The sequence below is a fragment of the Aeromonas sp. R5-1 genome, from assembly GCF_040908265.1.
In the GTDB taxonomy this organism is placed as follows: domain Bacteria; phylum Pseudomonadota; class Gammaproteobacteria; order Enterobacterales; family Aeromonadaceae; genus Aeromonas; species Aeromonas caviae.
Window position 1 is genome coordinate 38971 of sequence record NZ_JBFODJ010000077.1, and the last position, 25664, is coordinate 64634.

Consider the following 25664-nt stretch of genomic DNA (forward strand, 5'->3'; position numbering starts at 1 on the left):
TCCTTTGCGACGGCCATCCGTCGGGTCAAGGGAAAGGGAGTCCCGGCGTCTCAGGCGGGGATCAGGATCTCGCGAATGACGGGCACCACTGACAGTGCCAGCAGGGCCGCCATCACCTGGTTGAAGCGGCGACGGGCAAGATCGTTTGCCAGCCAGCGCTTGAGCAGGGAACCGCACAGGAGCCAGAGTCCGACGCAGGGGAAAGAGACGATGAAGAAGGTCAGGGCGATGACGAGGTGCTGCTCAAAGGGGTCGCTCCCCGCGCTGGTGAAGGCGGCGATGGCGCCGGTGGCAACCACCCAGGCCTTGGCATTGACCCACTGGAACAGGGCACCCTTGAAAAAGCCGAACGGGCGGGCCCCGTTGCTGTCAGCCATCCCGTCCGTCGGGCGTGCGATGAGCCAGGCAAGATAGAGCAGATAGAGGGTGCCCGCGCACTTGATGAACATGTGGAGTTCGGGGAAGCGGGTAAAGAGCTGGCCAAAGCCCAGCCCCACCAGCAACAGCATCAGGGTGAAGCCGACGCAGATCCCCATGAGCAGGGGCAGGCTCTTGCGTATCCCGACGCTGGCGCCGGCGCTCATCACCATGATGTTGTTGGGGCCGGGGGTGACCGATGCCGAGATGGCAAAGAGCACCACGGCGTAGAGCGAGTCCATTGGGTTCCTCGTGCAGACAGTCCGTTGTCTTCCCTATATTGGGGGCGATCTGCGCTTTCCAAGGCGGGGGGCGGGCAGAAAAAAACAGGCCCCGTGACGGGGCCTGTGAAGTGGGCGGGATCAGACGGGCTGGTTCCCTGCCGGCGGCAGCGCCGGGCGGGATTCCACCTTCTGTTCGTCTCCCTGCATGTTCTTGATGTAGACGTCCATCTGGTTGAACGCGATCTCGATGCCATGCTCGCGGAACAGCACGTCGATGCGGCGGTTCAGCTCGTCGATGGCCGGGTTGCGATCCCCCAGCTCGCTCACGAAGAAGCGCAGCTCGTGATCCAGGGTGCTGGGCCCGAAGGTGAGGAAGTAGACGATGGGGGCCGGGTCTTTCAGCACCCGGCTGTTCTCCATGGCGGCCTGCATCAACAGCTTGCGGGTCAGATCCAGATCCGAGCCATAGGCCACCCCGACCCGGGCGATGACCCGAGTGACGGTGTCGGACAGGGACCAGTTGATGAGCCGCTCTATCATCAGCTGCTGGTTCGGGATGATCACCTCCTTGCGGTCGAAGTCGGTGAGGGTGGTGGAGCGGATCCTGATCTTGTTGACCGTGCCCGAGATGGTGCCGATGGTGACGGTGTCGCCGATCCGCACCGGGCGCTCGAACAGGATGATGATGCCCGAGATGAAGTTGGAGACGATCTGCTGCATGCCGAAACCGATACCGACCGAGAGACCGGCGGCCAGCCACTGCAGCTTCTCCCACTGGACCCCCAGCATGGCCAGCGCCGTCAGGCTGCCCACCCCGATCAGGGCGTAGTTGAGCATGGTGGTGAAGGCGTAGGCCGTGCCCTGGGCGAGGCGCAGCTTGGAGAGCACCAGCACCTCCAGCAGGCCCGGCAGGTTGCGGGCCAGCGACAGAGCCGCACCAAACACGAACAGGCCGGTCAGTACGTCGCTCAGGCTGATGGGATAGAGCACGGCGTTGGCCCCGGTCCCCTCGCTCTTGTGCCACAGCACCACGCTGTCGAGGTAGGTGAAGACCGCCACCAGATCAGACCAGAGCCAGTAGAAGGCGACGCCGAACACCAGCAGCAGCATGATGCGGGTCAGACGCAGGGACTGCTGGCTGACCTCTTCCAGATCCATGGGCTGCTCTTCGATGGCTTCGCCCCCTTCCGCATCCTCCTGGGTCTTGTGTTCCCGCTTGGCGACCGCGCGGCGATAGGCCAGACGACGGGCCGCCAGTTCAAGACCGCGCAGGGCGGTGCGATAGACCAGACCCCAGATGATGATGAGGTAGAAGGACTCGATGAGCCTGCCGGTGAGTTTCAGGGCCGTGTAGTAGTAGCCAAGGGCTGCCAGCACCATCAGGGCCACCGGCGCCAGCGCCAGGGCGACGGCGGTCAGGGTCTGCAACATGCTCGCCTCGCCCTTGATGCGGGCGCGGGAGATGGGCAGCACCAGGTAGGCGGTCAGCCCCAGCAGCAGCATGGTCATGCCCTGGCCGATGACGTCGTTGCCAAGGGAGGAGGGTTCCACCACCGCCTTGGTCGACAGCATGATGAGGGGCAGCAGGGGCAGCCAGAGGTAGCGCATGCTGTTGCGCTTGGCCTGCAGCTCGTCCCGCGGCATGCGGAAGTGGGTCTCGCCGATGCCCCCCGGTCGCATCACCGACAGGTAGACGCTGAACACCAGGTAGCCGAGGGCCAGGTTCAGGGTGATCTGGAAGATGAGTCTCGGGCTCAGCAGACCGCAATAGGCGAGCAGCAGGCCGGCGGCCAGGATGAAGAGGGTGCCCGGCAGGCGTTGCAGCACGGTGAACAGCAGCGCACGGGGGGTGTGCCACTGGCTGTCCTGACGAAAACGTCCCAGATCCTTGACGATCTTCTTCTGGCGCTCGAGCAGGGTGCCGCGCTTCCACAGCAGCAGGCCGCCCACCAGCAGCAGCGGCAGGGAGAGCAGGGAGACCGCCAGTAGCATGTCGCCCCAGCCGCTCCAGTCCGGTTTCAGCACCCAGTCGGAGGCCTGCTTGAAGGCCTGGGCCGGCCAGGTGATGAACCACTTGGCATCGATGGGCTTGTTGCTGCTCACCCAGAAGATGTGCTGCTGCAGGGTGAACTCGATGGAGGCATAGACCCGGGTCAGCTGCTGCTGGGTCAGTTGCAGGCTGATGGCGTTGGTGAGCTGGGCATCCATCTGGCGGTTGAGCTGATCCAGCAGGCCGATGCGGGTGTCGATGAGCTTGGCAAGGCTGGCCCTGTCTTCGTCGCTCACCGTCTCGCCGCTGCTGGCGATGAGGTTGTCCAGATACTGGTTCTTCTGGAACAGCTGGTCACGCTGCTGGCTCAGTTCGAACTGGGCCAGGTGCAGGTCGGCGATCTGCTCCTCCAGGTTCTTCACCAGGGTGGAGGGGGCCGCTTCCAGTTGCTGGTAGAGCTGATAGAGGATGCGCGAGAGCAGCAGGTTGCCCTTGAGCATCTGCACCTGTTCATTGAGGTTGCGCTCGGTCTGGGTGCCGCGCTCCAGCATGCTCTTCGCCTGCAGGTTCTTCTGGGCCAGGGTGTTGAGGCTGTTGGTGGAGCTGATGAGTTGCTGGCTGAGCTGGTAGTTGAGCTCCTGCTCTTTTTGCACTAGGGGGTTGTCTTCGGCGGCCACCAGTTCGCCGGTCTCTTCGGCGGTCTTCTCGGTATCCCCCAGGCGCTTGGCGCTGCTCTGCTCCTGCAATGCCTGCAGTTTCTGCTCTTCACTGGCAAGGCGGGCACTCTGGTAGTCCCGTTGCTTGACCACCAGATCCTGCATGCTGGTGCGGTTGTCCAGCTCCTTTTGCAGGTTGGCCAGTTGCAGATCCAGCAGGGCCAGCTCGGTGCCCAGCTTCATCTTCTCGGCGCTGCTCACCCCGTCCCCGGCGTTGAGGCGGGTGCGGATCTCCTGGCTGCGCTGATAGGCGCGGCTCATGCTGGCCTGGGCCCGCTCCGGCAGGGTCTGCAGGTTGGTGATCTGGCTGCCGATGGTGCCAAGGGCCTCCTGGGCCGCCTGCATGTTGGCCATGATCTCGGGTTGGCGGGCATCGAGCTCCGCCAGGCTCATGGTGGCGTATTCGCTCTTGAGCTGCTCCGGGCTCTTGCCCTGGGTCAGGGCGTCGAGCTTGGCGCCGATCTCCTTGAGCTCTGCCGGCAGGGTGCGCAGGCGTTCGCTCTGGGTTTTGGCCTTGCTCTTCTCCTTGTCGATGCTGTCGAGGAGGGAGAGGGTATCAGTCAGGAACTTCTGGTCCGCCTGCTGGCTGGCCGTGGGGGTGTCCGACTTGCCGAGGGCGTCGAGCGCCCGCTGCACGGTGGCGCGCTGGGGCAGATCCTGCGCCAGGGTGCTCGGGGTCCAGAAGGTGATGAGTAAACAGAGCAGCGGCAGCAGGGTGGCCGAGGCTCTTTTGAAGCGTGTTGAGAGCATAAAGCGTCCGGGTGATTATGCGATGTTCGGGGGATTTTCCACCAGGGTAAAATCCGCGTGGATTCTAGCACCGGCGCAAGAGGGGCAGCAGGGGGAGAGATAAAAAAAACGGCGCCCGCAGGCGCCGCTTTCATCGGTTCAGGACTGATTACAGTACGTGAACGGAGGCGGTGTTGGTGGTACCGCTCGGTACCAGGGCACCGGAGACCATGACAACCACGTCACCCTTCACGCCCATGCCGATTTCCAGCGCGGCTTCTTTGCCGATGCGATAGAAGTCGTCGGTGGAGGCGATGGAGTCAACCACGTGAGCAACCACACCCTTGGTCAGCACCAGCTGGGCAGCGGTCTTCTTGTTGGTGGTGATGGCCAGGATCCAGGCTTTCGGGAAGTATTTGCGAATGGCCTTGGCAGACTTGCCGCCTTCGGTGGCAACCACGATCAGCGGGGCGTCCAGCTTCTCGGAGGTCTCTACCGCGCCTTTGCAGACCGCTTCGGTGATGCGCAGCTTGTTGCTGTCGTTGGCAGCAGACAGGTTGGACGGCATCACGGCATCGGTACGCTCGCAGATGGTGGCCATGATGGTCACGGCTTCCAGCGGGTACTTGCCCTTGGCGGACTCACCGGACAGCATGACTGCGTCGGTACCGTCCAGGATTGCGTTGGCCACGTCGCCGGCTTCGGCGCGGGTCGGACGCGGGTTCTTGATCATGGAGTCCAGCATCTGGGTGGCGGTGATGACCACTTTGCGCGCTTTGTTGCACTTCTCGATGATCATCTTCTGGGCGAAGATCACTTCTTCCACCGGGATCTCGACACCCATGTCGCCACGGGCAACCATGATGCCGTCGGAGACAGCCAGGATCTCGTCGAAGTTGTCCAGGCCTTCCTGGTTTTCGATCTTGGAGATGATCTGGATGTTCTCGCCGCCGTGGGCTTTCAGGTGCTCACGGATTTCCAGCACGTCTTCTTTCTTGCGAATGAAGGAGGCAGCAACGAAATCAACGCCTTGCTCGCAACCGAAGATGAGGTCGCGCTTGTCTTTTTCGGCCAGGGCCGGCAGCTTGATGGAGACGCCCGGCAGGTTGATGCCCTTGTTCTCGCCCAGGTCACCGTTGTTGAGCACTTTACAGATCACTTCGCGCTCGGTGATTTCGATGACGTCCAGGCCAATCAGGCCGTCGTCAACCAGGATGCGGTTGCCGACGCGCAGGTCGCTGGCAAAACCGGCATAGGTGACGGCGACTTTGTCTTTGTTGCCCACCACGGTCTGGTCGGTGGTGAAGGTGAAGGTCTGGCCGGCGACCAGGGAGACGTCGTTGCCGCCTTCGAGCTTGATGGTGCGGATTTCCGGACCCTTGGTGTCCAGCAGGATGGCTGCGTGCTTGCCGGTTTCGGCCATGACAGCGCGCAGGTTGCTGATGCGACCACCGTGTTCGGCGTAGTCGCCGTGGGAGAAGTTCAGGCGCATGACGTTCATGCCGGCATCCAGCATCTTGCCCAGCATTTCTTTGGATTCGGTCTTGGGACCGATGGTGCAGACGATTTTGGTCTTTTTCATGTCAGTCTTCATGGTTAAGGAATTTCCGCCGTGCAATATACACCAGTTTTTGGATACTTTTTATGATCCAGAAACAACGTTTTGAGCGAAAACGGCCTCAATTTGAAAGATAACGTTTTCGCTCACAGCTCATTTTAGGGGCTAAAATAATTGATTTTCCGCAACTGAGGCCATTTGGTTCCCATTTCTGGCCCCGCATCCTGCCCGATCCCATGTTGTTAAATGACAAACAACAGGGCCCCCTTGCCGGGGCGATCCGGCCCGATGCCGTTGGCCGTCATCCAGTGTAGTCACTCCCTCCCGTGGCGTCAGGGCGAAGCAGCGCAAGGCAGGAGCCGGTTGGCCTACAGCGGAAAAAAACGCGCCCCTCCCGGCACGCCGGGAGGGGCGGCAGCCCTCTGGATCAGCCGAAGAACCAGTAGCCGCGGTTGACCAGCCGGGTCAGCAGTTGCAGGAAGCCCGCCTGATCGGCCAGTTCCACCAGCGCGTCCTGGGTGATGATGTCCTTGTCGCACAGGAGCGCGATGGCGGCCGGATCCTCGCTTGGCAGGGTCCAGGCTTCGCCGTCGATGTAGCAGGTGCGGCTCTCGCCGCTGAACCAGACGCTGCGCAACCCCGGCACCTTGATGGCGGGCTCCCCCTGGCTCAGCAGGTCGGCCACCTCGTCGGCGCTGTAGTCCGGCTCCACCGGATTGACGTCCAGATCGTGCTTGGCCTCGGAGATCATGGTGCCGAACCACTCCTTGAACAGGGTCTCGTCGTCGAGGGCCTGTTGCATCAGCTCCCGCAGGCGGTGCAGCTCGTGGGGCTGGATCTCCCCGTGGCGGGCGCGGGGCTGGAGGTCCGGGTCGCCGTAACGTTCGGTGCGGATCTCGTTGTCGATCAGGTGATCGGCAAAGGAGGAGACAAGGGCCTTGGCGTCCGGTGCGCGGAAACCCACCGAGAAGTTCAGGGAGGGCTCGATGGCGTAGCCCTCGTGGGGGAATCCAGGCGGGATGTAGAGGATATCGCCCGGCTCCATGATGACGTCGATGATCGCCTCGAACGGCTCGCAGTGCAGCAGGGCCGCGTGGGCGGCGAACTCGTTCAAGGGCTTGGCATCGCCGACCCGCCAGTGACGCTTGCCCTGACCCTGGGTGATGAAGACGTCGTAGTTGTCGATGTGGGGGCCGACACCGCCGTGAGGGGTGGAGAAGCTCACCATCACATCGTCAAAGCGCCAGCCCGGGATGAACTGGAAGGGCACCGCCAGCTCGTGCACCTCGGGTACCCAGTGGTTGCACGCCTGCACCAGCACGGTCCAGTTCTCTTCCCCCAGGTGATCGTAGGATTCGAAGGGGCCGTGGGCCGCCTCCCACTGGTTGTTGAAGCGGGTGACCAGGCGCGATTCGATCACCTCCTCCATGGCCAGACCCGCCAGTTCGTCCGGGCTGATGGGATCCTGAAAGTCGGTGAAACCGCCCTTGATGAGGAGCGGGCGCTTCTGCCAGTAGTGCTCGAGGAAGTGAGCGATATCCAGATTGAGTTGGTACATGGTGCTTCTCGTATCTTGTGAGAGGGCTTGCCCAAGGCGGGCTTGGGCAAGGGCTCTGAAATGGCCCGATAGAGGGTGATCATATCAAATGGGCCAAAATCAACGGGGGCCCTGCCGTCATGACAGAGCCCCCGCCGGTTCGGTTACATCACTTATTTCAGCAGATCGACCAGACGCTGGGCGTCGCCGATGTAGTTGGCCGGGGTCAGCTTCTTGAGCTCGACCTTGACCGCTTCCGGCAACTCCAGGGTGTCGATGAAGGTGCGCATCCCTTCGGCGTCGACGCGGCGACCACGGGTCAGCTCTTTGAGCTTCTCGTAGGGCTTCTCGATGCCGTAGCGGCGCATCACGGTCTGGATGGGCTCCGCCAGCACTTCCCAGTTGGCGTCCAGATCGGCGGCCATGGCGTCCGCGTTGGCTTCCAGCTTGGAGATGCCCTTCAGGGTCGCCTGATAGGCAATCAGGGAGTAACCCACCGCCACACCCAGGTTGCGCAGCACGGTCGAGTCGGTGAGATCACGCTGCCAGCGGGAGATGGGCAGTTTGCTCGCCAGGTGCTGGAACACGGCGTTGGCCAGACCCAGATTGCCTTCGGAGTTCTCGAAGTCGATGGGGTTGACCTTGTGGGGCATGGTGGAGGAGCCGATTTCGCCGGCGATGGTGCGCTGCTTGAAGTGACCCAGGGAGATGTAACCCCAGACGTCACGGTCAAAGTCGATCAGGATGGTGTTGAAGCGGGCCAGGGCATCGAACAGCTCGGCGATATAGTCGTGGGGCTCGATCTGGGTGGTGTAGGGGTTCCAGGTCAGGCCCAGGGAGGTGACGAACTCCTCGGAGAACTGGTGCCAGTCCACATCCGGGTAGGCGCTGATGTGAGCGTTGTAGTTGCCCACGGCACCGTTGATCTTGCCCAGCAGCTCCACCGCCATGATCTGCTTGAGCTGGCGCTCCAGACGGTAGGCGACGTTGGCCATCTCCTTGCCCATGGTGCTCGGGGTCGCCGGCTGACCGTGGGTGCGTGACAGCAGCGGCATGTCGCGGTACTCGACGGCCAGGCGCTTGATCTCGCTGATGAGCTTTTCGCAATAAGGCTTGATCACCTCTTCCCGGGCGGTCTTCAGCATCAGGCCGTGGGAGTTGTTGTTGATGTCTTCCGAGGTGCAGGCGAAGTGAATGAATTCGCTGACGGCGGCCAGCTCCGGGTTCACTTCCACCTTCTCTTTCAGGAAGTACTCCACCGCTTTCACATCATGGTTGGTGGTGCGCTCGATCTGTTTGATGCGGGCGGCATCCTGCTCGTTGAAGTTGCTGACGATGCCGTCAAGCACGGCATTGGCTGCCTCGCTCAGGGCAGGGACTTCCGGGATCCCGGCGTGGCTGGCCAGTTTTTGCAACCAGCGCACCTCGACTTCGACGCGAAAACGCAGCAGACCGAATTCGGAGAAGATAGGGCGCAGGGCATCGGCCTTGTCGCCATAACGACCGTCAATCGGGGAAACGGCAGTCAGCGCGGACAGCTCCATGGGGTGAACTCCTGATGATTGGTGTGGGGGTTAAAATCGTTTGGCCAGTTCCACCATCTTCTTGCGGGCGAAGATGATCTGGGTACGGCTGCCGCCGAGCTGGCGCCACAGCACCACGGCGCGGATGCCTGCGAGCAGCAGGGCGCGCACCTTGTGCTGCACCAGGGGCTGCTGCAGGAAGAGCGGGGTGCCCGCCACCTGGATGCGCGGCCCGATGGGGCTGATAAGGTCGCTATAGATGCTCGCCATGTTGGCCAGGATCTGCTCGTCGAGCAGATCGAAATGCTGTTGCTGGCGGCCGATCTGGCTGATCCGCTCCCCCAGCATGTTGAGGATGTCCTTGCGCTTGGCGAGCTTGCGCTCCAGCGCGATCAGGCTCACCACGTAGCGGGTCAGCTCGGCATTCTTCTGGCTGCCGTCGGCCCCCAGCTGTTCCACCAGGGCGCGATAGCCGTCGCGAATGGCCAGGTGGCTGCCGAACACTTCCAGCGGCTGCGTGGGGTTGGTGACCAGAATGCTTTGCAGGCTCTCGCGCAGGGAGGCTTCGTCGCAGGAGCCGTCACGGGCCACTTTCTGCACCAGATAGGCGGCCTGGCAGATGCCTGCGAAGGCCATGGTTCTGTCTTGGAATTTGTCGCTCATATCTTCACAGCCCTGTTCTGTTCTTTCACCGGCCGATGCCATTATCCGGCCTGGAATGTGTCGGCCATGTCTTCACAGCCCTGTTCTGTTCTTTCACCGGCCGATGCCATGATCCGGCCTGGAATGTGTCGGCCATGTCTTCACGGCCCTGTTCTGTTCTTTCACCGGCCGATGCCATGATCCGGCCTGGACGTTGCCAATCATGTATCGCTGCCTGGTACTGTTTTTCTTTGTCCCCTCTCCCTCAGGGAGAGGGTCAGGGTGAGGGTGGTTACCCCCTCATCCCCAACCCTTCTCCCGCGAGGGGAGAAGGGAGTACAGCGCGGACGCTCGTGAGCGCCCAGCCCTTAGACCGGATGGCTGAAACGCTGTTCGATGATGCCGCCGCCCAGACACACTTCCCCGTCGTAGAAGACGGCGGACTGGCCCGGGGTCACCGCAGCCTGCTTCTCGTCGAAGATGACCCGGATGGTCTCATCGTCGATGGGCTGGATCAGGCAGGGGATGTCTTCCTGCCGATAGCGGGTCTTGACGGTGCAGCGGCGCGGCGCGCGAATGGGGGTGCGATCCACCCAGTGCAGCTGGCTTGCGACCAGGCCGTCGGAGTAGAGGCGGGGGTGTTCCCCTTGCGCCACCACGAGCGTGTTGCGCTCCACCTCTTTGTCCACCACGTACCAGGCCTCTTCGGTGGCATCTTTGCGACCGCCAATGCCAAGCCCCTTGCGCTGGCCCAGGGTGTGGTACATCAGCCCCTGATGCTCGCCGATGATCTTGCCGTCCACGGTTTCGATGGGACCGGGCTGGGCGGGCAGGAACTTGGCCAGGAAGTCCTTGAACTTGCGCTCACCGATGAAGCAGATGCCGGTGGAGTCTTTCTTCTTGGCGGTGATGAGATCCAGCTGCTCGGCGATGCGGCGCACCTCGGGTTTTTCCAGATCCCCGACCGGGAACAGGCTCTGACCCACCTGGGCTTCGCTCAGGGTATAGAGGAAGTAGCTCTGATCCTTGTTGGTATCGAGGCCGCGCAGCAGGCGCGGGCGGCCGGTGCTGTCGTCACGGCGCACATAGTGGCCGGTGGCGATGTAGGTGGCCCCCAGCTCTTCGGCGGCGAATTCCAGGAACGCCTTGAACTTGATCTCCTTGTTGCACAGGATGTCCGGGTTCGGGGTGCGACCCGCCTTGTACTCTTCCAGGAAGTGCTCGAACACGTTGTCCCAGTATTCGGCGGCGAAGTTGATGGTGTGGAGTTTCATCCCCAGCTTGTCGCAGACGGCCTTGGCATCAGCCAAATCCTGGGCGGCAGAGCAGTACTCGTCCGTGTCGTCTTCTTCCCAGTTCTTCATGAACAAGCCTTCGACCTGGTAGCCCTGCTGCTGGAGCAGGTAGGCCGAGACGGAAGAATCCACGCCGCCGGACATGCCGACGATCACCTTGATTTGGCTGTTGTCTGTCATTAGTCGAAGTTACCAGTTCGTTTAAACGGGGCGTATTCTACCAGAGTTTTGCGCCCCCGGTCACATCTCCCTGCCGCCGTTCCCCTTGGAAGCCCGGCGGCGGGAAATCGTTTTTCTATTTGTCGGCGCCATGATGAAAAAATGGCGCCAAACGGTCCCGCATGGCCTGTTCACGATCTGTCACGAGAGGCCGTCAGCAAGGTAAAGAGCAGCGCAGGAACCGGAACGTATAGATATACGTGAGGATTCCGAGCAGCACATGAGCCTTGATCACGGTCTCGCAGTAAGAGCGTGGGCAGGCTCTCAGATGAAGGCCTTGAGGGCCGACAGCGGCAGCCTGGTGCCTGCCAGATAGTCCTGGATACACTGCCACACCAGGGGGCTTCGCAGGGCGGGCTTGCACTCGGCAATCTCCTCCAGGCTGAGCCAGTGACAGGCCAGTACGTCACCGTCGGGATCCTCTGGATGGTGCTGACCGGGCGACTTTTCAAGGTCGAAGATGACGGCGGTGCGCACAAAGGTGGCCTCGCTGTCCGCCGGTTTGAAGAGGTAGACCCCGAGCCAGCCGGTGGGCGCGGCGGTGAGTCCGGTCTCCTCCTTCAGCTCGCGGCAGGCCGCCTGGATGAGATCTTCTCCCGGCTCCACGTGGCCGGCGGGCTGGTTGAAGCGGCGCTGGCCCGCAATCTCCTCTTCCACCAGCAAGAAACGCCCCTGCCAGTGCACCAGAGCGGCCACGGTGAGGCGGGTGGGCAGCGGTGGGTGATCGCTCATAAGGACTCCTTGTCTTGTTGGCTGTGCCCCGGCAGGGGCGCTCGATGCAGATCCGCTGTCGCCTTCATTCAGAGGGCTTGGTGCGAGCCGGACGGCGGGCGGTGGTGCGCCCGCCGCTGCGATTGGCCTGGCGCGGGTCTGCCCCGCGGCGGTCCCGCCCCCGGGCTGGATCCTGATCTGTTGGCCGGGCGGTGCGGGGGGCACTGCGGCCAGTGCCCCCGGCTGCGGCGGATGCCCGTGGTTTGCCTTGCGTGGCGGCTGGTCGTGGCGCGGTTGCCAGCTCGGGGGCGGGCAGGGCGCGGCTCTCTCCCGGCGCCAGACCATCGAGGGTCCACTCCCCGATGGCGTAGCGGATGAGGCGCAAGGTGGGGTGGCCGATGTGGGCGGTCATGCGCCGCACCTGGCGGTTGCGCCCCTCCACGATTGTTATCTCGAGCCAGCAGGTGGGGATCTCTTTGCGCTCGCGAATGGGCGGATTGCGTGGCCACACCACAGGGTCATCCATGATGCGCGCCCCGGCGGGCAGGGTCATGCCGTCGTTGAGTTCCACACCGGCGCGAAGGGCGGCCAGTTTCTCCTCGCTCGGGATGCCTTCCACCTGCACCCAGTAGGTCTTGGGGGTCTTCTCTCCCGGCTGGGTGAGGCGTGCCTGCAACTTGCCGTCGTTGGTGAGCAGCAAGAGCCCTTCGCTGTCTCGATCCAGCCTGCCCGCGGCATAGATGCCGGGCTCTTTGATGTAATCCTTGAGGGTCTCGCGGCCCGCCTCGTCGGTGAACTGGCAGAGCACCATGTAGGGCTTGTTCAGGAGCAGCAGCTTGCGATCCGCCGGGGCGGGGGCCGGTTTGCGCTCGTTGACTCTCCCTGCGTGCCGGGCCTCCCGGCGTTGGGATGGGTGCACCGTGGTGGGCCCGCTGGCCGTGCGGCCTGCGTCAGGGCGGGCGGAGAGGGAGAGACGGGGACGGGCTGATTTCATCGCATGCCTACCAAAAACAGGGGATGGCGGAGTGTACCACAGGGGGCGGCCATCAGGGGGAGAGCGGGGCTTCCCTCTCGGGTCAGGGGGAGGCGATGTCCGGCGCCAGTGCGAGGGAGAGGCGCAGCATGTCCTTGTGCTGGATGCCGTGCTCCATCAGGGGCTCGGGATAGTGGATGAGGAAGTGATCCTTCACGACGGCATGGACGCGAAAGCCGTGGCGATGGTAATAGGTGAGCTGGTGGCCGAAGCTGCCGGTACCGAGCTCGACGCGGCCTATCCCCTTCCCGGCCAGGGTCTCCAGCACGAAGCGCAGCAGGCCGGAGCCGATGCCCTGCTGCTGGCGGTTGGGGGCAACGGCGATGTTGAAGATCTCGGCGGTTTGCTCCCCCACCAGGCCCGCCACGCAGGCCCCCACGACCTCGTTGTCCGCCAGGGCGGCAAAGCCCCAGGCCCCGGGCAGGTAGGCGGCGATGCGCGACGCGGCGGGATCGGCCTCCAGCAGCAGGGCCAGCGGCAGGTGGGCGGGGTTCATCTCGACATACGTCATCCTTGTTTCTCTTCCTGTTTGTGACGGCGCGCGCCGCGCAGCACGATGGCGGGCTTGACCGATGTGGTGGCTCGGGCGGTGTTCCTCTCGCACGGCATCTCGCCCGGTGTGGATGCCACCAGCCGGATCTGGGTCGGCCACAGCTGCTTGCCGTGGGCACGCCCTTGCCCCTGTGTCCCGATAGGGTTCACCCGCGTCTCAGGGGGCGTCATGCCGGGGAACAGGGGCGCTGGTCTCCGGGATCGGCACCGGGCGGTTGAGCAGGAAGACCACCTCGCCCCGGTAATGGGGGGAGGCGGCCAGTGTTGTCTGCCAGGCGGGATCCCACTCCCCATCCTGCACCAGCCCGACCTTGAACGGGATGGTCAGGTGCGCCATGGCGGGCAAATAGGCCTGATAGCCCGGCACCGTGTGCGTGCCCTGATAGGTCTGGATCACCAGCTCGTCCACGGGCAGGCGATTGAGCTCTGCCACGTCCCCCGTTTTCGCCCAGTCGAGCAGCCCCGTCACGCTGAGCTTGCACCCGGGAGGCAGGGCGCGCCGCAGTTGTTGCAGGGCGTTGCCATAGCGATCGAGCTGGCGGGTCGCCGCATCGAAGTCGATCTGGATGCCCGCCACCCTGGCCCCGGCCGCGCGCCACCCCTCGTAGAGGCGCACCAGCACCTGCTCGTGGGCGGGGGAGAGGGGGAGGGCGTTGACACGCACCACCAGCCAGACCTGCCCGGCCTTGAGGGGGGAGGGAACCCGCCCCAGCTTGACGAAGCGGGGGCCGCCGGGCCTGTCCAGGATCTCCCCCTGATGCAGATAGAGGGTGCTGGCCTGTTCCAGTACCGGCTGGTGGCGGGTGGCGGACCAGAGCCAGAATCCGTGATAGGCGCTGGCATCGACACTGGCCTCAAGGGGGGTGGCCAGGGCCGTCAGCAGCAGCGCCAACAGTGCGCGCTCAGAGCGTCTGCTCATGGCTCACCAGTAGTATTTGAGGGATCTGGCCCACACCGAGTTGCCATAGCGTTGCTTGAGGGTGTTGAACCAGGCCTGCCGGGTGCGTTTGGGGATCTCCTGGCTGTCGCAACTGTTGTAGCCGGAGGGGGCATAGCACTGGATGGCGCGATAGAGGGCATAGCTCTTGTCTTCGGGCTCCGCCTTGGGGTTGGCCATCACGGCCTGATAGAGGGCGAGGCGACTCGGGAACGTGGGGCGCTCGTCTTGCGCCAGCCCCCAGATCATCTCGCGATCCTGCCACAGGTCGATATGGGGATCCCGGCTGCGCAGGTACTCCCCGAAGCAGTTGAGGGCATGACCATCGTCGGGGCGCTGCACCAGGGTGCCAAGGGTCTGGGTCAGATCCCGGCAGTGGTAGCCCTGGGGCGTTCCCTCTCCGCGCCACTGGAACGCCGAGAGGCGCACATCCCCGTTGGGTACGGGCTCCCAGGGCGCGTCGGCGGGAGGGGTCGCCTCCTTGTAATCGGCGGGGATGAGGGCCACATCCTGCAAGAAGGTGGCCGGGTCGCTGGCGATGAGATCCCGCACCAGCAGGGTATGGAGCGCAATCTGCCGCTCCGCCGCGCTCGGGCCCTGACTGGCTTGCTGGCGCAACAGGGCGGGTTCGGCCTCCTGCTTGAGCACGGCCGCGCGGATGCGCAGCTGGGTGATGGGGCTGCCCGGCTGGAAGATGGCCGCCGTGTTGCCGGTGCGCACCCAGTGATCCGCCAGCACGTTCTCCACGAACGCCTGCTGGGCCTGACCCAGGGGGGAGGCCACCAGTGCCATCAGGGCCTGCTCGGCCTTGTCGAAGGCCTTCATGCCCTGCCAGGCCCAGATGCGCAGCATCTGGTGGCTGAATGCCAGGGTGGCGTCCTCCTGCCCCGGAGAGGGCAGGGCCAGCACCTGCTCGAACTGCTTGTCCAAAAAGAGGGCGTAGGCCTTGAGATAGGCCGCCTGCGCCTGGTGACCGGTTTTTTGCAGTTGCGCGATGGCGTCGTCCAGCTGGGCATCTTGCCAGTCCCGCGGCCGCTCATAGGTCGGTCTGAGACCCCGCAGGGCATTGACGAACAGCAGCGCCGGCTGGGCCGAGTCCTGATAGGCCGCCTGATGGCGATAGGCATCGCCACTGAGCAAGGTGAGATCGATCTCGTTGACCAGGGCCTCCAGCGCCGGCAAGGGCTGGCGGGTTGCCATGGCCTCGTCATAGGCATCCCGCAGGGCGCCGAGATCACCGGCCATCCACTGGATGCGTCTGAACAGTCCTCTGGTTGAGCTGGCGTAGCGCCCTTGCGGGTAGGCCGCCAGATAGGCCTGGCCCTGGGCCATGGCGCGGCGAAGGGCCTCCTTGTCGCTCCTGGTCACGTCCTGATCGCCGTATTCGTCCTTCGCCTCCTTCATCGCGAGGTTGATCTCCGTGCGCATCACCATGTAGGTCGCGCTCTCGGCCACCCAGGGGGCCTTGGCCTGCTGCAAGGCGGCAAAGCCTGCGCGGGCCTCCTCGAAGCGGCTCTCGTAGAAGTGCCGGGCGGCCTGCAGATACCCCTGCCACTCAAGGGCAGCACTGCTCATTTCGGTCGCGGGGGCGGGGCTCTCTTGCTGCCCCAGGATCAGCAGACGGCTTCGCAGCAGCGACGTGCGCTCCGGGGCGGGCACCTCGCTCTGCTCGAGGGCGTCCAGAAACGCGCTGACCGAGGAGAGGGAGTTGGAGATGGCGTGGCCGTAGAGGGAGTCGTGGCCCGCGTAGTGCTCGAGCAGCGGGGGGAGGGACGGGTCGTAGGCGGCCAGCCGGCTGCCGAGCTGCTCGCGCAGCGCCGGGTCCTCCACCTCCTCCGGCTGGGGGAGGCGGGTCAGGTAGAACAGCGGCTGGCTGCGCTCGTTCAGCGGATCCGCCGGCAGGGTGAAGGGGAGGGGGTGATGCTGGGCATCCCCCAGCAGCATCAGCAGGTTGCCCCGGGTGTCGTTCTCGTTGAGATAGAGCGGATAGGTGGGGAGAGGGCAGTCGGTGAGCCAGAAGCCGCACCCGTCACCGTCACCGGAGGCGAGGGCGGGCAGTGCAACCAGCGTCATCGCCAGCACCGAGCAGTGGGTCAGAGATGTCATGGGATCGCTATCCGTTTGTGGGCCCGTGCCGTGCGTGACGCCCGGGCCGGAAAAGGGGGTTCGCAGTGGCGGGCAATAGTACGAAAGAGGGTCACAAACGACAACCTATTCTGACCTGGTCGGCGCTCTCCCTGTCAGGACGCCTGCGCCATCTCCCTGTCCCGAGCGCGTGCTCTTTGCTGCTTCGCGGGTGTCAGCATCTGCCATCGCCATACATCGCCCTACAAAAAGGGCGAATGTGGATGCTTATATCGGGGGCTCTTCGGTGCGATAGAGCGTCTTGCCGCAGGCGAGGCAGGTGTGGCGAAAGCGATGATCAGGCCAGCCGGTCTGGGGGTGGCCCAGCACCTTGTCGGAGCCGCAGGCGCAGCAGCGCGCCCCCAGTTCATCGTCGATGGCGCATTCGGGATGCTGGTGCAGGTAGTCGGCGCGGGTAGGCAGACGCAGCCAGTCGGGCTGGGCATGGCGCTGGTTCCAGAAATAGCACCCATAGAAGGTGCCTGCGGCGACGGGCAGGGCAAACCACCAGAAGAGATCCATGTCATGACTCCGACGAGAGGGGATGAGGGCGGCAACAACCCGCTCAGCAGGCGCGGTGCGGCCCCATTTTATCGGGGCGGGAGTGGGGCGGGATATGCCCGGATGGGTAACAAGCGAACCTGCTGGTGGTCGGGCTGGCAAGCCGCAGGGCCGGGGTTGGGGATTATCTATCCATTAAAGAGATGGGTTGCGTCATAACCTATCGCATTTTTGGATGGACAAGGGGGCCTTTCCGGTCGCAAAGCCCGGAGAGCGGGGAGTTTTTGTGAAAAAAAATGTGCATATCCTCGTCATGCCGATCTCAAGGGAGTCATTGAGCAAGTTATAAATATCAAGGTATTGATATCAATGGCAAAAACAGTGCTTTTATCAGGCGTTTTCAGGGTGGCTTATGGGGTTTCATAAGGAGCTTTAACCCATTTTCTAGATTGGTTTTTGCATAATCAATCGTTTATTTTGTTGGACAATTGGGGAAAACCTGGTGTCCAATCGGGTGAGCAGGTTGGCCAAACAGTGCCGTCAGCCAGTGTGTAACCCGAGATGTAAGGAGACATCCTGATGGAAAAACTTGACCAAAAAATCGACACCATGCGCCAGGAATTCGAGTCCCAGGGGCAAAAACAGGCCCAGGACAGATGGCAGGCCAGGGTCGATGAACTGCAACGGGAGCGCAGCGAAGCGCCCCAGCCGGAAGCGGCAGAACACTAGCCCCTGGCGGCCTTGTGGCCACCAAGTGAGCGCATAATGAAAAACCACCGCCCTGTTCGGGGCGGTGGTTTTTTTGCGCAGTGGCTAGAGGCGATAGAGGGGCCGCATCGAACAGCTCCGCGCTCTCGCCGGTGCCGCCGTTGAAGACGGTGTGGAAGAAGCGCAGCACCTTCTCGTTGGCGAGGGCATCCCCTTCGAAGTAGGCGTGAGAGTCCCCCACATGGGGCTGATTGGTCACGTCCACGTAGGTGGCCGTTCTGGCATCCAGCCGCCGGGTGTAGTGGCCGAGCCTCGCCTTTTTCTGCTCCCCCATCTTCATGCGCGATGCCATCAGGGCACCATCGCGCTCATTGATGGTGATGTAGAGGCGGTTGCGACACTGGATGCGATCGACCCACTGGGCGTGAAGCTCGTTGTTGGTGTCGGCGGCGGCCATGATGATGTTGTCGAACAGCAGCTGGTTGGCGTGGTAGGTGGTGCTGCCCAGCAGGTGCTTGAACAGGTAGTTGCCCATGCTGTGCAGCAGCAGGTTGATGGTGAAGGGGCAGCGCTTGTTCACCTCCTTGGCAAAGTAGCGATCCCAGGCCTCGCCGTTGTCGGCGAACTTCTTCTGGGCTTTCTCTTCCAGTTGCGTCACATACTGGCCGTTGAACTCGTAGAGCAGCCCCTTCATCTTCTCCAGCACCCGGTCAAGGGCCCCGGCCGAGGCCAGGGCATCGCGCTTGTCGCTCTTGTAGCTCAGCACGCCCCGGGCGCCGCCGCCATTGGCGGGCCAGCTGAAGCAGAGCACCTCGACGCCGTAACGGGCCTCGAGCCCCGCGGCTCGCTCCAGCACATCGTCAAGATCGTTGTTGAAGCCGTGTACGAACAGCAGCAGGTGTTTGCCAGTCTTGAGCTTCTGCTTGGCCGTGCTGCCGGTCCCGGCGCAGCGCTCCAGCAGCTTGCGCGCCACATAGGCGCTGGCCGGGTGGGGGAGGTCGGGGTCAAGGCCGACGCTGGCGGCCATCTCGGCGGTGATCTGATCCGGCAGCAGGTCCAGCTGCCACTGCTTGCCCTGACGCCGGGCCTCGGCGAGGCGCAGTTCGTTGGGGCCCTCTGCGGGTTTTTCGCCAAAGATCTCGCTGGGGGTCTTGCCCTGCTCGTTGACCATCCGGTTGGTGACGATAAACATGGTGTTCTCCTTGTTGTCGTGCTCTCTTCATGACCGGCCACGCCCCGGGCGCCCCGATCACTGGCAAAGAGCCTAGTCCGGATCCGGCAGCCTGTCCCCCGGCGCGCCTTGCCTCGCCAAAGGGGTTACGACGATGTAAAGGCGAACGGGATTTGGGGGAGTGGCGCCTTCGGGGCGGCGAGGGCATGGAGAGGCTGTCATCAAGAGAGGAAGAGGCCCGGATGGACGGGGCCTGCGCCTCGTCAGGACCTGAGGGCGGCGAGGGAGGAGGGGATCCTCAGGCGCACTGTGATCCACTCCCCGACTATGGTCTGACATGCACGCCCGCTATTTGATTATGCAAATGGATGGGCTTAAGATGGCCGCGCGCAACGATCAGATTGATAACAAACGGAAGTTAGGAGATGCCGATGGAAAGCAAAGTAGTTATCCCGACCCAGGGCCAGAAAATCACAGTCGATGCCAGCGGCAAGCTGCAGGTTCCCCACAACCCCATCATTCCGTTTATCGAAGGGGATGGTATCGGTGTGGACGTGACCCCGGCCATGTTGAATGTGGTGAATGCTGCGGTTGAGAAAGCCTACAAAGGCGAGCGCAAGATCGCCTGGATGGAGATCTATACCGGCGAGAAATCGACTCATGTCTATGGCGAAGGTGCCTGGCTGCCGGCCGAAACCCTGGATTTCATTCGTGAATACTGCGTGGCCATCAAGGGCCCGCTGACCACCCCGGTCGGCGGCGGTATTCGCTCCCTCAACGTGGCCCTGCGCCAGGAGCTGGATCTCTACGTCTGCCTGCGCCCGGTCCGTTACTACGAAGGGACCCCGAGCCCGGTCAAGCACCCCGAGCTGACCGACATGGTGATCTTCCGCGAGAACGCCGAAGACATCTACGCCGGCATCGAGTGGAAGGCAGACAGCGATGAAGCCAAGAAGGTGATCGCTTTCCTGCAAAACGAGATGGGCGTGAAGAAAATTCGCTTCCCCGAGTCCTGCGGTATCGGCATCAAGCCCATGTCCAAGGCCGGTACCGAGCGTCTGGTCCGTGCCGCCATCGAGTACGCCATCGACAACGATCGCGACTCCGTGACCCTGGTGCACAAGGGCAACATCATGAAGTTCACCGAGGGTGCCTTCAAGGATTGGGGCTATGCCCTGGCCCAGAAAGAGTACGATGCCCAGCTCATCGACGGCGGCCCCTGGTGCTCCTTCAAGAACCCGAAGACCGGCAAGACCATCGTGGTCAAGGACGTCATCGCCGATGCCTTCCTGCAACAGATCCTGCTGCGTCCGGCCGAGTATGACGTCATTGCCTGTATGAACCTCAACGGCGACTACATCTCCGACGCGCTGGCGGCCCAGGTCGGCGGCATCGGCATCGCGCCGGGCGCCAACATCGGCGATGGCGTCGCCCTGTTCGAAGCCACCCACGGCACCGCGCCGAAATACGCTGGTCAGGACAAGGTCAACCCGGGCTCCCTCATCCTCTCTGCCGAGATGATGCTGCGCCACCTGGGCTGGACCGAGGCGGCTGACCTCATCGTCAAGGGGATGGAAGCGGCCATCGCCAACAAGACCGTCACCTATGACTTCGAGCGTCTGATGGAAGGGGCCACCCTGCGTTCCTGCTCCCAGTTCGCCCAGGACATGATCGACCAGATGTGATCCGGGTCGTTGAAATGAAAAACCGGCGCCATGAGCGCCGGTTTTTTTATGGAGGAGAGCAGGTCGTCAGGTGGTTTTTTCCACGTGCTGCTCGTAGATCTGCTGCCATTTGCTGGTCTCGGCCTCATCTCCACGGGCCTGCCAGAATTCGCAGATGGAGCTGGCGAGCTCGGATGCCATGGCGTGGTCTCCGTCACGGCGGCTCATCAGATATTGTCCCAACCAGCTTTGATATTGTTTCATCGCCCGATCTCCTTATCTAAGGTGCCCAGAGGGGAGTGCTCCTGGCGTCAAGGTCGCGCAGGAGCGATTCGAACTGGGCACATGTTGTGCTGCGCCCGGCAGGTGTTGGTCGCCGGAACCGGTGGTTATCTCACCGGAAAAAGGGGACAACGGGGCGCAGATGTCAAAAAACGGTCTCTATCGTATCACAAAATAACCAGTCGGTGGGGCTGGATGACAAATCAGGCTGTCCAGCAGTCTGGCCGTCTTTGTCATGGTGGCGAGGGCTGAGGCGCCATCTTGCTGATCTCGCAGCAGAAAAACCCGCCAGGTCGGCGGGTCACGGGGGCGAAAAAAAGATCAGATCCGGGCGCAGGCCAGGTATTTTTCCATCTCCTCGGCGGGCACCATGCCGCCGCCGGTGGCCCACACCAGGTGGGTGGCCCCGGCCATCTTGGCTGCATCCAGTCCTTGCCCACTCTGCCACTCAAGGTTGGCGGCCACTCGCCAGGGGCCAGCCATGCCCGCCAGTGCCGAGGGCTCGAGCCGGATCTCTTCATCCCGGGCCAGGAGCCCCAGCAGGTCGTACATCTCCTGATCCCTCAGGGTGTAGAAGCCCGCAAGCAGCCGCTCCATGGCGCGGCCGACAAAACCGGAGGCGCGTCCCACCGCGAGGCCGTCGGCGGCGGTGAGGTTGTCGATGCCAAGGTCTTGCACCGCAATGGCATCGTGCAACCCGGTGTAGACCCCGAGCAGCATGCAGGGGGAGTGGGTGGGCTCGGCGAAGAAGCAGTGCACGTTGTCCCCGAACGCCAGCTTGAGGCCAAAGGCCACCCCGCCCGGGCCGCCGCCGACGCCGCAAGGCAGGTAGACGAAGAGCGGATGGTCGGCGTCCACCCTGATGCCCATCTCGTCGAACTGCTTTTTCACCCGCTCGCCCGCCACCGCATAGCCGAGGAACAGGGTGCGAGAGTGCTCGTCATCGATGAAGAAGCAGGCGGGATCGCGTTCGGCCTCCTTGCGTCCCTGCTCCACCGCCACCCCGTAATCCTCGGCGTATTCCACGACGATGGCGCCATGTTGGCGCAACTTTTTCTTCTTCCACTCCCGCGCATCGGCGGACATGTGGACGGTGACGCGAAAGCCGAGGCGGGCGCTCATGATGCCGATGGAGAGGCCGAGGTTGCCGGTCGACCCCACCGCGATGCTGTACTGGCTGAAGAAGTGGCGGAACTCGTCCGAGAACAGCGTGCGATAGTCATCCGTCTCGCGCAGCAGCCCAGCCTGGATGGCCAGGTGTTCGGCATGGGCCAGCACCTCGTGGATGCCGCCGCGCGCCTTGATGGAGCCGGAGATGGGCAGATGGCTGTCTTGTTTGAGCAGCAACCTGCCGGTGAGTTCGACGCCGTAGCGCCCATTGAGGGTCCCCTGCAGGGTCGGGATGGCGGCGATCTCGGACTCGATGATGCCGTGGCTGGCACGGGTTTCGGGGAAGGCCTCGCACAGGTAGGGGGCGAAGCGGGCGAGCCGGGCGGAGGCGGAGGCCACATCGTGCCGGGTGAGCCCCACATGGGGCAATCCTTCCGCGAGGGAGGTAGCCCCCGGATTGAACCAGGTCACAGGGGTGAGGGCGATCAGCGGTTCGAGCAGGGGAAAGCGGGCGATGAGCCCGGCAATGTCGATGTGTGTCATGAAAGCCTCGCGGGGTGGTGACGGAATCATCCCATTGAATGGCACCAGCGTTGCCGTGACAAATGATAAAACGCGTGGCTTGGATCAGCCCAGTTGATGCAAATGGTCATCTACCCTGCTGTCTCTTCGAATACGGGTGAGTTGAGTCTTCCTGGTGAATGCAAACCTCGCCCTTCTGGTATCATCCGCCAGATAAAAGAGAGGGAGGCCCAACCATGCAACGTGATGAGCACCCAGGGGTGAGGAGCAAGCTGCTCAGCAGTCATCAGCTCGCCAGGCTCCACACCTTCGAGGCGGCGGCCCGCCACGGCTCCTTTGCGCTCGCCGCCGACGAGCTCTCCTTGAGCCCAAGCGCGGTGAGCCACCGCATCTCGGCCTTGGAAGAGGAGCTCGGTTTTTTGCTGTTCCAGCGCTTTCACCGCAAGGTGGCCTTGACCACGGAGGGGCAGCGCATTTTCTGGGCCCTCACCTCCTCCCTGGAGTTCATCAATCAGGAGGTGCTGGAAATCAGGGAGCAGGCGCTGTCGGGCTCCCTGACGCTGCACTCGCGCCCCTCCATCGCCCAGTACTGGCTGGTGCCAAGGCTCGCCGATTTTTCCCGTCTGCATCCTCACATCGAGCTCAACCTGCTGACGGGCAACGAGCATATAAACCTGCACGGCTACGGCATCGATCTGACCCTCAACTTCGATGCCAGAACCCCGACGGGCCTGGCCATCCACCCCCTGATGGATGAATTCATGGTGCCGGTGTGCAGCCCTCAATACGCCAGCGACCACGGTCTGATGGGGGCGGTGGGGAATCTGCATCGGTGTCGCCTGCTCCATGACAGGCAAGCCTGGGGCCTGGACACCGACAGCGACGAGTGGCGCACCTGGGGGAGCCACTGGCATCTCTCCCTGGAGGCCTGCTCGTCACACATGGGATTTGATCGAGCGGATCTGGCGATCCTTGCCGCCACCCACCACGCCGGTGTCGCCATGGGGCGCAGGCAACTGGCAAGCCAGGCGCTGGCGAGCGGTGCGCTGGTGATGCCCTTCCCGGACATGGCGGTGCGCTGCGAGCCGCGTTATTACCTGGCGACCCTCCCTCATCGCCAGTGTCCCAAGATCCAGGTATTCATCCGCTGGATACAGGATCAGGCGCAAGGGGCATCCTGAAACGGGACCTGGTTTATTGTCCGCGAAGGTCATGGCCATGAGCGCACTATTTGTACAATAGGGGTCGGCACGGCTGCTAAATGACCTGGCGCAGAACGACGCGGGTAAGAGATAACACCGTGTGCAACGGATGAGGTGAACCAGAGATTAACCGGGGAAAATAGAAAATAAAGTCCGTGAGGGTATTCCCAATAAGTATCAGGCAGGGAATTAACCACGGTGAATAATGTCCATATGGTGTCAGTGCTCTGCCGGATGGTATAAAAACATTATGTTGTTATCCAATGGGCATGCTATTCTCAAATCGTGTTATCCCTGTGACATACAAAAATAATTCTGTGAGGAAGTAATGAACGAGTTTCTGAAGGTTCTGCTGAACATTCGCAGCTTGCGCGCTGCCATTCGTGAACTGCCGTTTGAGCAACTGCAAGAAGCGAAAGAAAAGTTTGACCTGGTATATAACGAGCGTGCCGAGTCCGTTGAACAGGAACGCGCCGAACAGGAAGAGCGTCAGCGCAAACTGAATGAATTCACCGAAATGCTGCAACAGGCTGGTATCGATCCCCGTGAGCTGATCGGCAGCGTGGCGGCTCCGGCTGCGGCGGGCACCACCAAGAGCAAGCGTGCTCCCCGTCCTGCGAAATACAAGTATCAGGAAGACGGTCAGGAGAAGACCTGGACCGGTCAGGGTCGTATGCCCAAGGCCATCGCCGAGCAAGTTGCGCTTGGCAAGGATCTGAACGATTTCCTGATCTGATCGCCGGATCCGATTCTCGATAATGCCGCCTGCAGGGCGGCATTATTATTTTCAGGGTTCAGATGATGTCGCAGTAAAACCCAATTGCGCAGGTTACTCCGGTTAATTGGAGAGCCTCGTCTGGAATAGCCATGACCATCATGTGCCCAATAAAGGTGGCGCATCATCTTCCACGCCACCTCGCCACTTATACGCACTGAGGACTCATACAGCCCGTGTATCTTCGTCCCTTGTGAGAAACGATCATGGATACCTGCTGTGACAGAATGAAATAGCGGCGGTGGATCCTCATCTGTACGCCTGAGCGGCCCGTCTCTTTTTCATGCTGATGCATGACGCCCACCGCCTATTAATTTATCCCCTCTATTTATGGTCTGTTTGACACCGCTCTTCTGCGATATATCCGCACGATGCCGGACAACGTGCGGATGAGGCAGACACCGATTGGTGGCAAACAAATAAACCGAATGCTAAATAACTGATCCCAATAGTGCTACACCTTCGCTGTGCCATAGCCATTCCCCGGGAAAGGAGACACGGTATCCATGAAGTGTTTCACTCGGGCCAGCAGGTTTGCCATCCCTCTGCATTGATGATTGCGCGTGATGGTTTCATGTAACTTGTGCCATAGCCGTTCTATGTGATTAACCCAAGGGCTGTAAACTGGCTGGAACACCAGGCAGAACTTGGGATTCTTCTTCAACCATCGCTCGGTCTGTTTGCTTTTGTGAATGATGTAGTTATCGAGGATCAACGTGATGGTTTTGGCTCGTCGGTAGTGGTGGCGCAGCTTTTCCAGCATGGCAATAAACAGCGATGAGTTTTTCTTGATCCCGCTGACGTAAAGTACCCTTCCGTTGCCTGCGTGGAGAACGCCTGCCAGATAATGCTTGGCATTCTGCCCCGGTGTGACAACCCGCTTTTGCTGCGCTCTGAACATCCAGTCGGCTCCTAATTTGGGATTGAGGTCTATATCGACTTCATCCTCATAAAACACCGGATTATCGGCATCACAGCGGGCCAGCGCGGCGTCGATATTCGCCATTTTTTCCTGATAGGCTGGGTCTTTTATCCGCAAGGTCGGCACGGGCCTGCGCCAGACAATGCCCATACGAGGTAACCATCGGCGGAGCGTGGAGGCTGCCACATTGAGCCCTGTTAACCGATTGATTTTTATAGCCAATAGTTCAGTACACCAACGGCTGCGCTGATAACCAAAATCTTGCGGAGAAAACTGCATGAGCAGCACCAGTAAGGTGACAATCTTGGCGATAGGTAAGACTGGGGCACGGCCAGCCGGTAAGGCTTCTAGCGCATCTATGCCTTCATCTCGATACCACCGAAGCCAACGACCGATGGTCGAGCGCGCAGCGCCGGTAAGGTGATGAACATCGGTGATCGTGCGTCCTTCATGTAACAGCAAGATGGCCATCAAGCGACGAGCATGTCCTTTATCACGGGTGGCATGGATGATTTTGTGAATGCGGCGCCGTTGTGGTCGTGGCAGAGGTGGTAGGATAGGCATCAACTCAGTCCTTTGGGTGTGGCTTGTTTTGTTTAG

At 62.2% G+C, this 25664-nt stretch carries 20 protein-coding genes and 1 pseudogene; 3 read left to right on the forward strand and 18 right to left on the reverse strand.

The window, feature by feature from the left end; translation table 11 throughout:
• Window positions 1-50 precede the first annotated feature (50 nt).
• The 15 genes and pseudogenes from AB5Y64_RS11405 to AB5Y64_RS11475 form a co-directional block, all read right to left on the reverse strand.
• Window positions 51-659 (reverse strand): LysE family translocator, encoded by a 609-nt coding sequence (locus AB5Y64_RS11405; RefSeq protein WP_279976701.1) that lies wholly within the window; start codon window positions 657-659, stop codon window positions 51-53.
• A gap of 120 nt (window positions 660-779) precedes the next feature.
• The gene (mscK, locus tag AB5Y64_RS11410) at window positions 780-4097 is read right to left on the reverse strand and encodes a mechanosensitive channel MscK (protein WP_151028259.1); all 3318 of its coding nucleotides are present in this window, start codon (window positions 4095-4097) and stop codon (window positions 780-782) included.
• A 148-nt stretch (window positions 4098-4245) separates the two neighbouring features.
• Window positions 4246-5658, reverse strand: coding sequence for a pyruvate kinase PykF (gene pykF, locus AB5Y64_RS11415; RefSeq protein WP_010673615.1), 1413 nt, complete (start codon window positions 5656-5658; stop codon window positions 4246-4248).
• A 403-nt stretch (window positions 5659-6061) separates the two neighbouring features.
• Window positions 6062-7192, reverse strand: a complete 1131-nt coding sequence (locus tag AB5Y64_RS11420) for a cupin domain-containing protein (RefSeq protein WP_049636809.1) — start codon at window positions 7190-7192, stop codon at window positions 6062-6064.
• A gap of 152 nt (window positions 7193-7344) precedes the next feature.
• A complete protein-coding gene (gene purB / locus AB5Y64_RS11425) occupies window positions 7345-8715 on the reverse strand; it encodes an adenylosuccinate lyase (protein ID WP_010673617.1) in 1371 nt (456 codons plus the stop codon).
• Window positions 8716-8745: 30 nt separating this feature from the next.
• Window positions 8746-9357 carry a high frequency lysogenization protein HflD gene (hflD, locus tag AB5Y64_RS11430; RefSeq protein ID WP_010673618.1) on the reverse strand — a complete coding sequence of 204 codons (612 nt, stop codon included), beginning with the start codon at window positions 9355-9357 and terminating at the stop codon, window positions 8746-8748.
• A 347-nt stretch (window positions 9358-9704) separates the two neighbouring features.
• Complete coding sequence (mnmA, locus tag AB5Y64_RS11435) at window positions 9705-10811, reverse strand: tRNA 2-thiouridine(34) synthase MnmA (protein WP_010673619.1); 1107 nt, start codon at window positions 10809-10811, stop codon at window positions 9705-9707.
• A gap of 303 nt (window positions 10812-11114) precedes the next feature.
• Window positions 11115-11582, reverse strand: a complete 468-nt coding sequence (locus AB5Y64_RS11440) for an NUDIX hydrolase (RefSeq protein WP_039039255.1) — start codon at window positions 11580-11582, stop codon at window positions 11115-11117.
• 64 nt (window positions 11583-11646) lie between these two features.
• Complete coding sequence (locus AB5Y64_RS11445) at window positions 11647-12555, reverse strand: pseudouridine synthase (RefSeq protein WP_368203822.1); 909 nt, start codon at window positions 12553-12555, stop codon at window positions 11647-11649.
• A gap of 82 nt (window positions 12556-12637) precedes the next feature.
• A complete protein-coding gene (locus tag AB5Y64_RS11450; RefSeq protein ID WP_103244510.1) occupies window positions 12638-13105 on the reverse strand; it encodes a GNAT family N-acetyltransferase in 468 nt (155 codons plus the stop codon).
• On the reverse strand, window positions 13102-13296 hold the full coding sequence (locus tag AB5Y64_RS11455; RefSeq protein WP_199767306.1) for a hypothetical protein: 195 nt from the start codon (window positions 13294-13296) through the stop codon (window positions 13102-13104). The genes AB5Y64_RS11450 and AB5Y64_RS11455 overlap by 4 nt, the downstream gene beginning before the upstream one ends.
• Before the next feature lie 7 nt (window positions 13297-13303).
• Window positions 13304-14065 (reverse strand): DUF3142 domain-containing protein, encoded by a 762-nt coding sequence (locus tag AB5Y64_RS11460; protein WP_274450088.1) that lies wholly within the window; start codon window positions 14063-14065, stop codon window positions 13304-13306.
• 3 nt (window positions 14066-14068) lie between these two features.
• Window positions 14069-16189: a hypothetical protein gene (locus tag AB5Y64_RS11465; protein WP_274450089.1), complete on the reverse strand. Its 2121-nt coding sequence runs from the start codon at window positions 16187-16189 to the stop codon at window positions 14069-14071.
• Window positions 16190-16435: 246 nt separating this feature from the next.
• Window positions 16436-16729, reverse strand: a complete 294-nt coding sequence (locus AB5Y64_RS11470) for a hypothetical protein (RefSeq protein WP_268453171.1) — start codon at window positions 16727-16729, stop codon at window positions 16436-16438.
• Window positions 16730-17672: 943 nt separating this feature from the next.
• Window positions 17673-18608: pseudogene (locus tag AB5Y64_RS11475) on the reverse strand (alpha/beta hydrolase); the annotation flags it as partial.
• Window positions 18609-19018: 410 nt separating this feature from the next.
• Between AB5Y64_RS11475 and icd the strand changes: the two are divergent.
• On the forward strand, window positions 19019-20272 hold the full coding sequence (gene icd / locus AB5Y64_RS11480) for an NADP-dependent isocitrate dehydrogenase (RefSeq protein ID WP_010673630.1): 1254 nt from the start codon (window positions 19019-19021) through the stop codon (window positions 20270-20272).
• Window positions 20273-20338: 66 nt separating this feature from the next.
• Here icd and AB5Y64_RS11485 read toward each other — a convergent pair whose 3' ends face one another.
• Both AB5Y64_RS11485 and dsdA read right to left on the reverse strand, forming a co-directional pair.
• Window positions 20339-20515 (reverse strand): hypothetical protein, encoded by a 177-nt coding sequence (locus AB5Y64_RS11485; protein WP_010673631.1) that lies wholly within the window; start codon window positions 20513-20515, stop codon window positions 20339-20341.
• Between the two features lie 339 nt (window positions 20516-20854).
• Entirely contained in the window at window positions 20855-22186 is a 1332-nt protein-coding gene (dsdA, locus tag AB5Y64_RS11490; RefSeq protein ID WP_368203825.1) for a D-serine ammonia-lyase, read from the reverse strand.
• Window positions 22187-22401: 215 nt separating this feature from the next.
• Between dsdA and dsdC the strand changes: the two genes are divergently transcribed.
• Together dsdC and AB5Y64_RS11500 are read left to right on the forward strand one after the other, a co-directional pair.
• Window positions 22402-23346 (forward strand): DNA-binding transcriptional regulator DsdC, encoded by a 945-nt coding sequence (dsdC, locus tag AB5Y64_RS11495; protein WP_350237747.1) that lies wholly within the window; start codon window positions 22402-22404, stop codon window positions 23344-23346.
• 349 nt (window positions 23347-23695) lie between these two features.
• A complete protein-coding gene (locus AB5Y64_RS11500; RefSeq protein ID WP_010673634.1) occupies window positions 23696-24103 on the forward strand; it encodes an H-NS family nucleoid-associated regulatory protein in 408 nt (135 codons plus the stop codon).
• 493 nt (window positions 24104-24596) lie between these two features.
• Here the strand turns inward: AB5Y64_RS11500 and AB5Y64_RS11505 are convergent, their stop codons facing one another.
• On the reverse strand, window positions 24597-25628 hold the full coding sequence (locus AB5Y64_RS11505) for an IS630-like element ISAhy2 family transposase (RefSeq protein WP_001809438.1): 1032 nt from the start codon (window positions 25626-25628) through the stop codon (window positions 24597-24599).
• Between the last annotated feature and the right edge of the window lie 36 nt (window positions 25629-25664).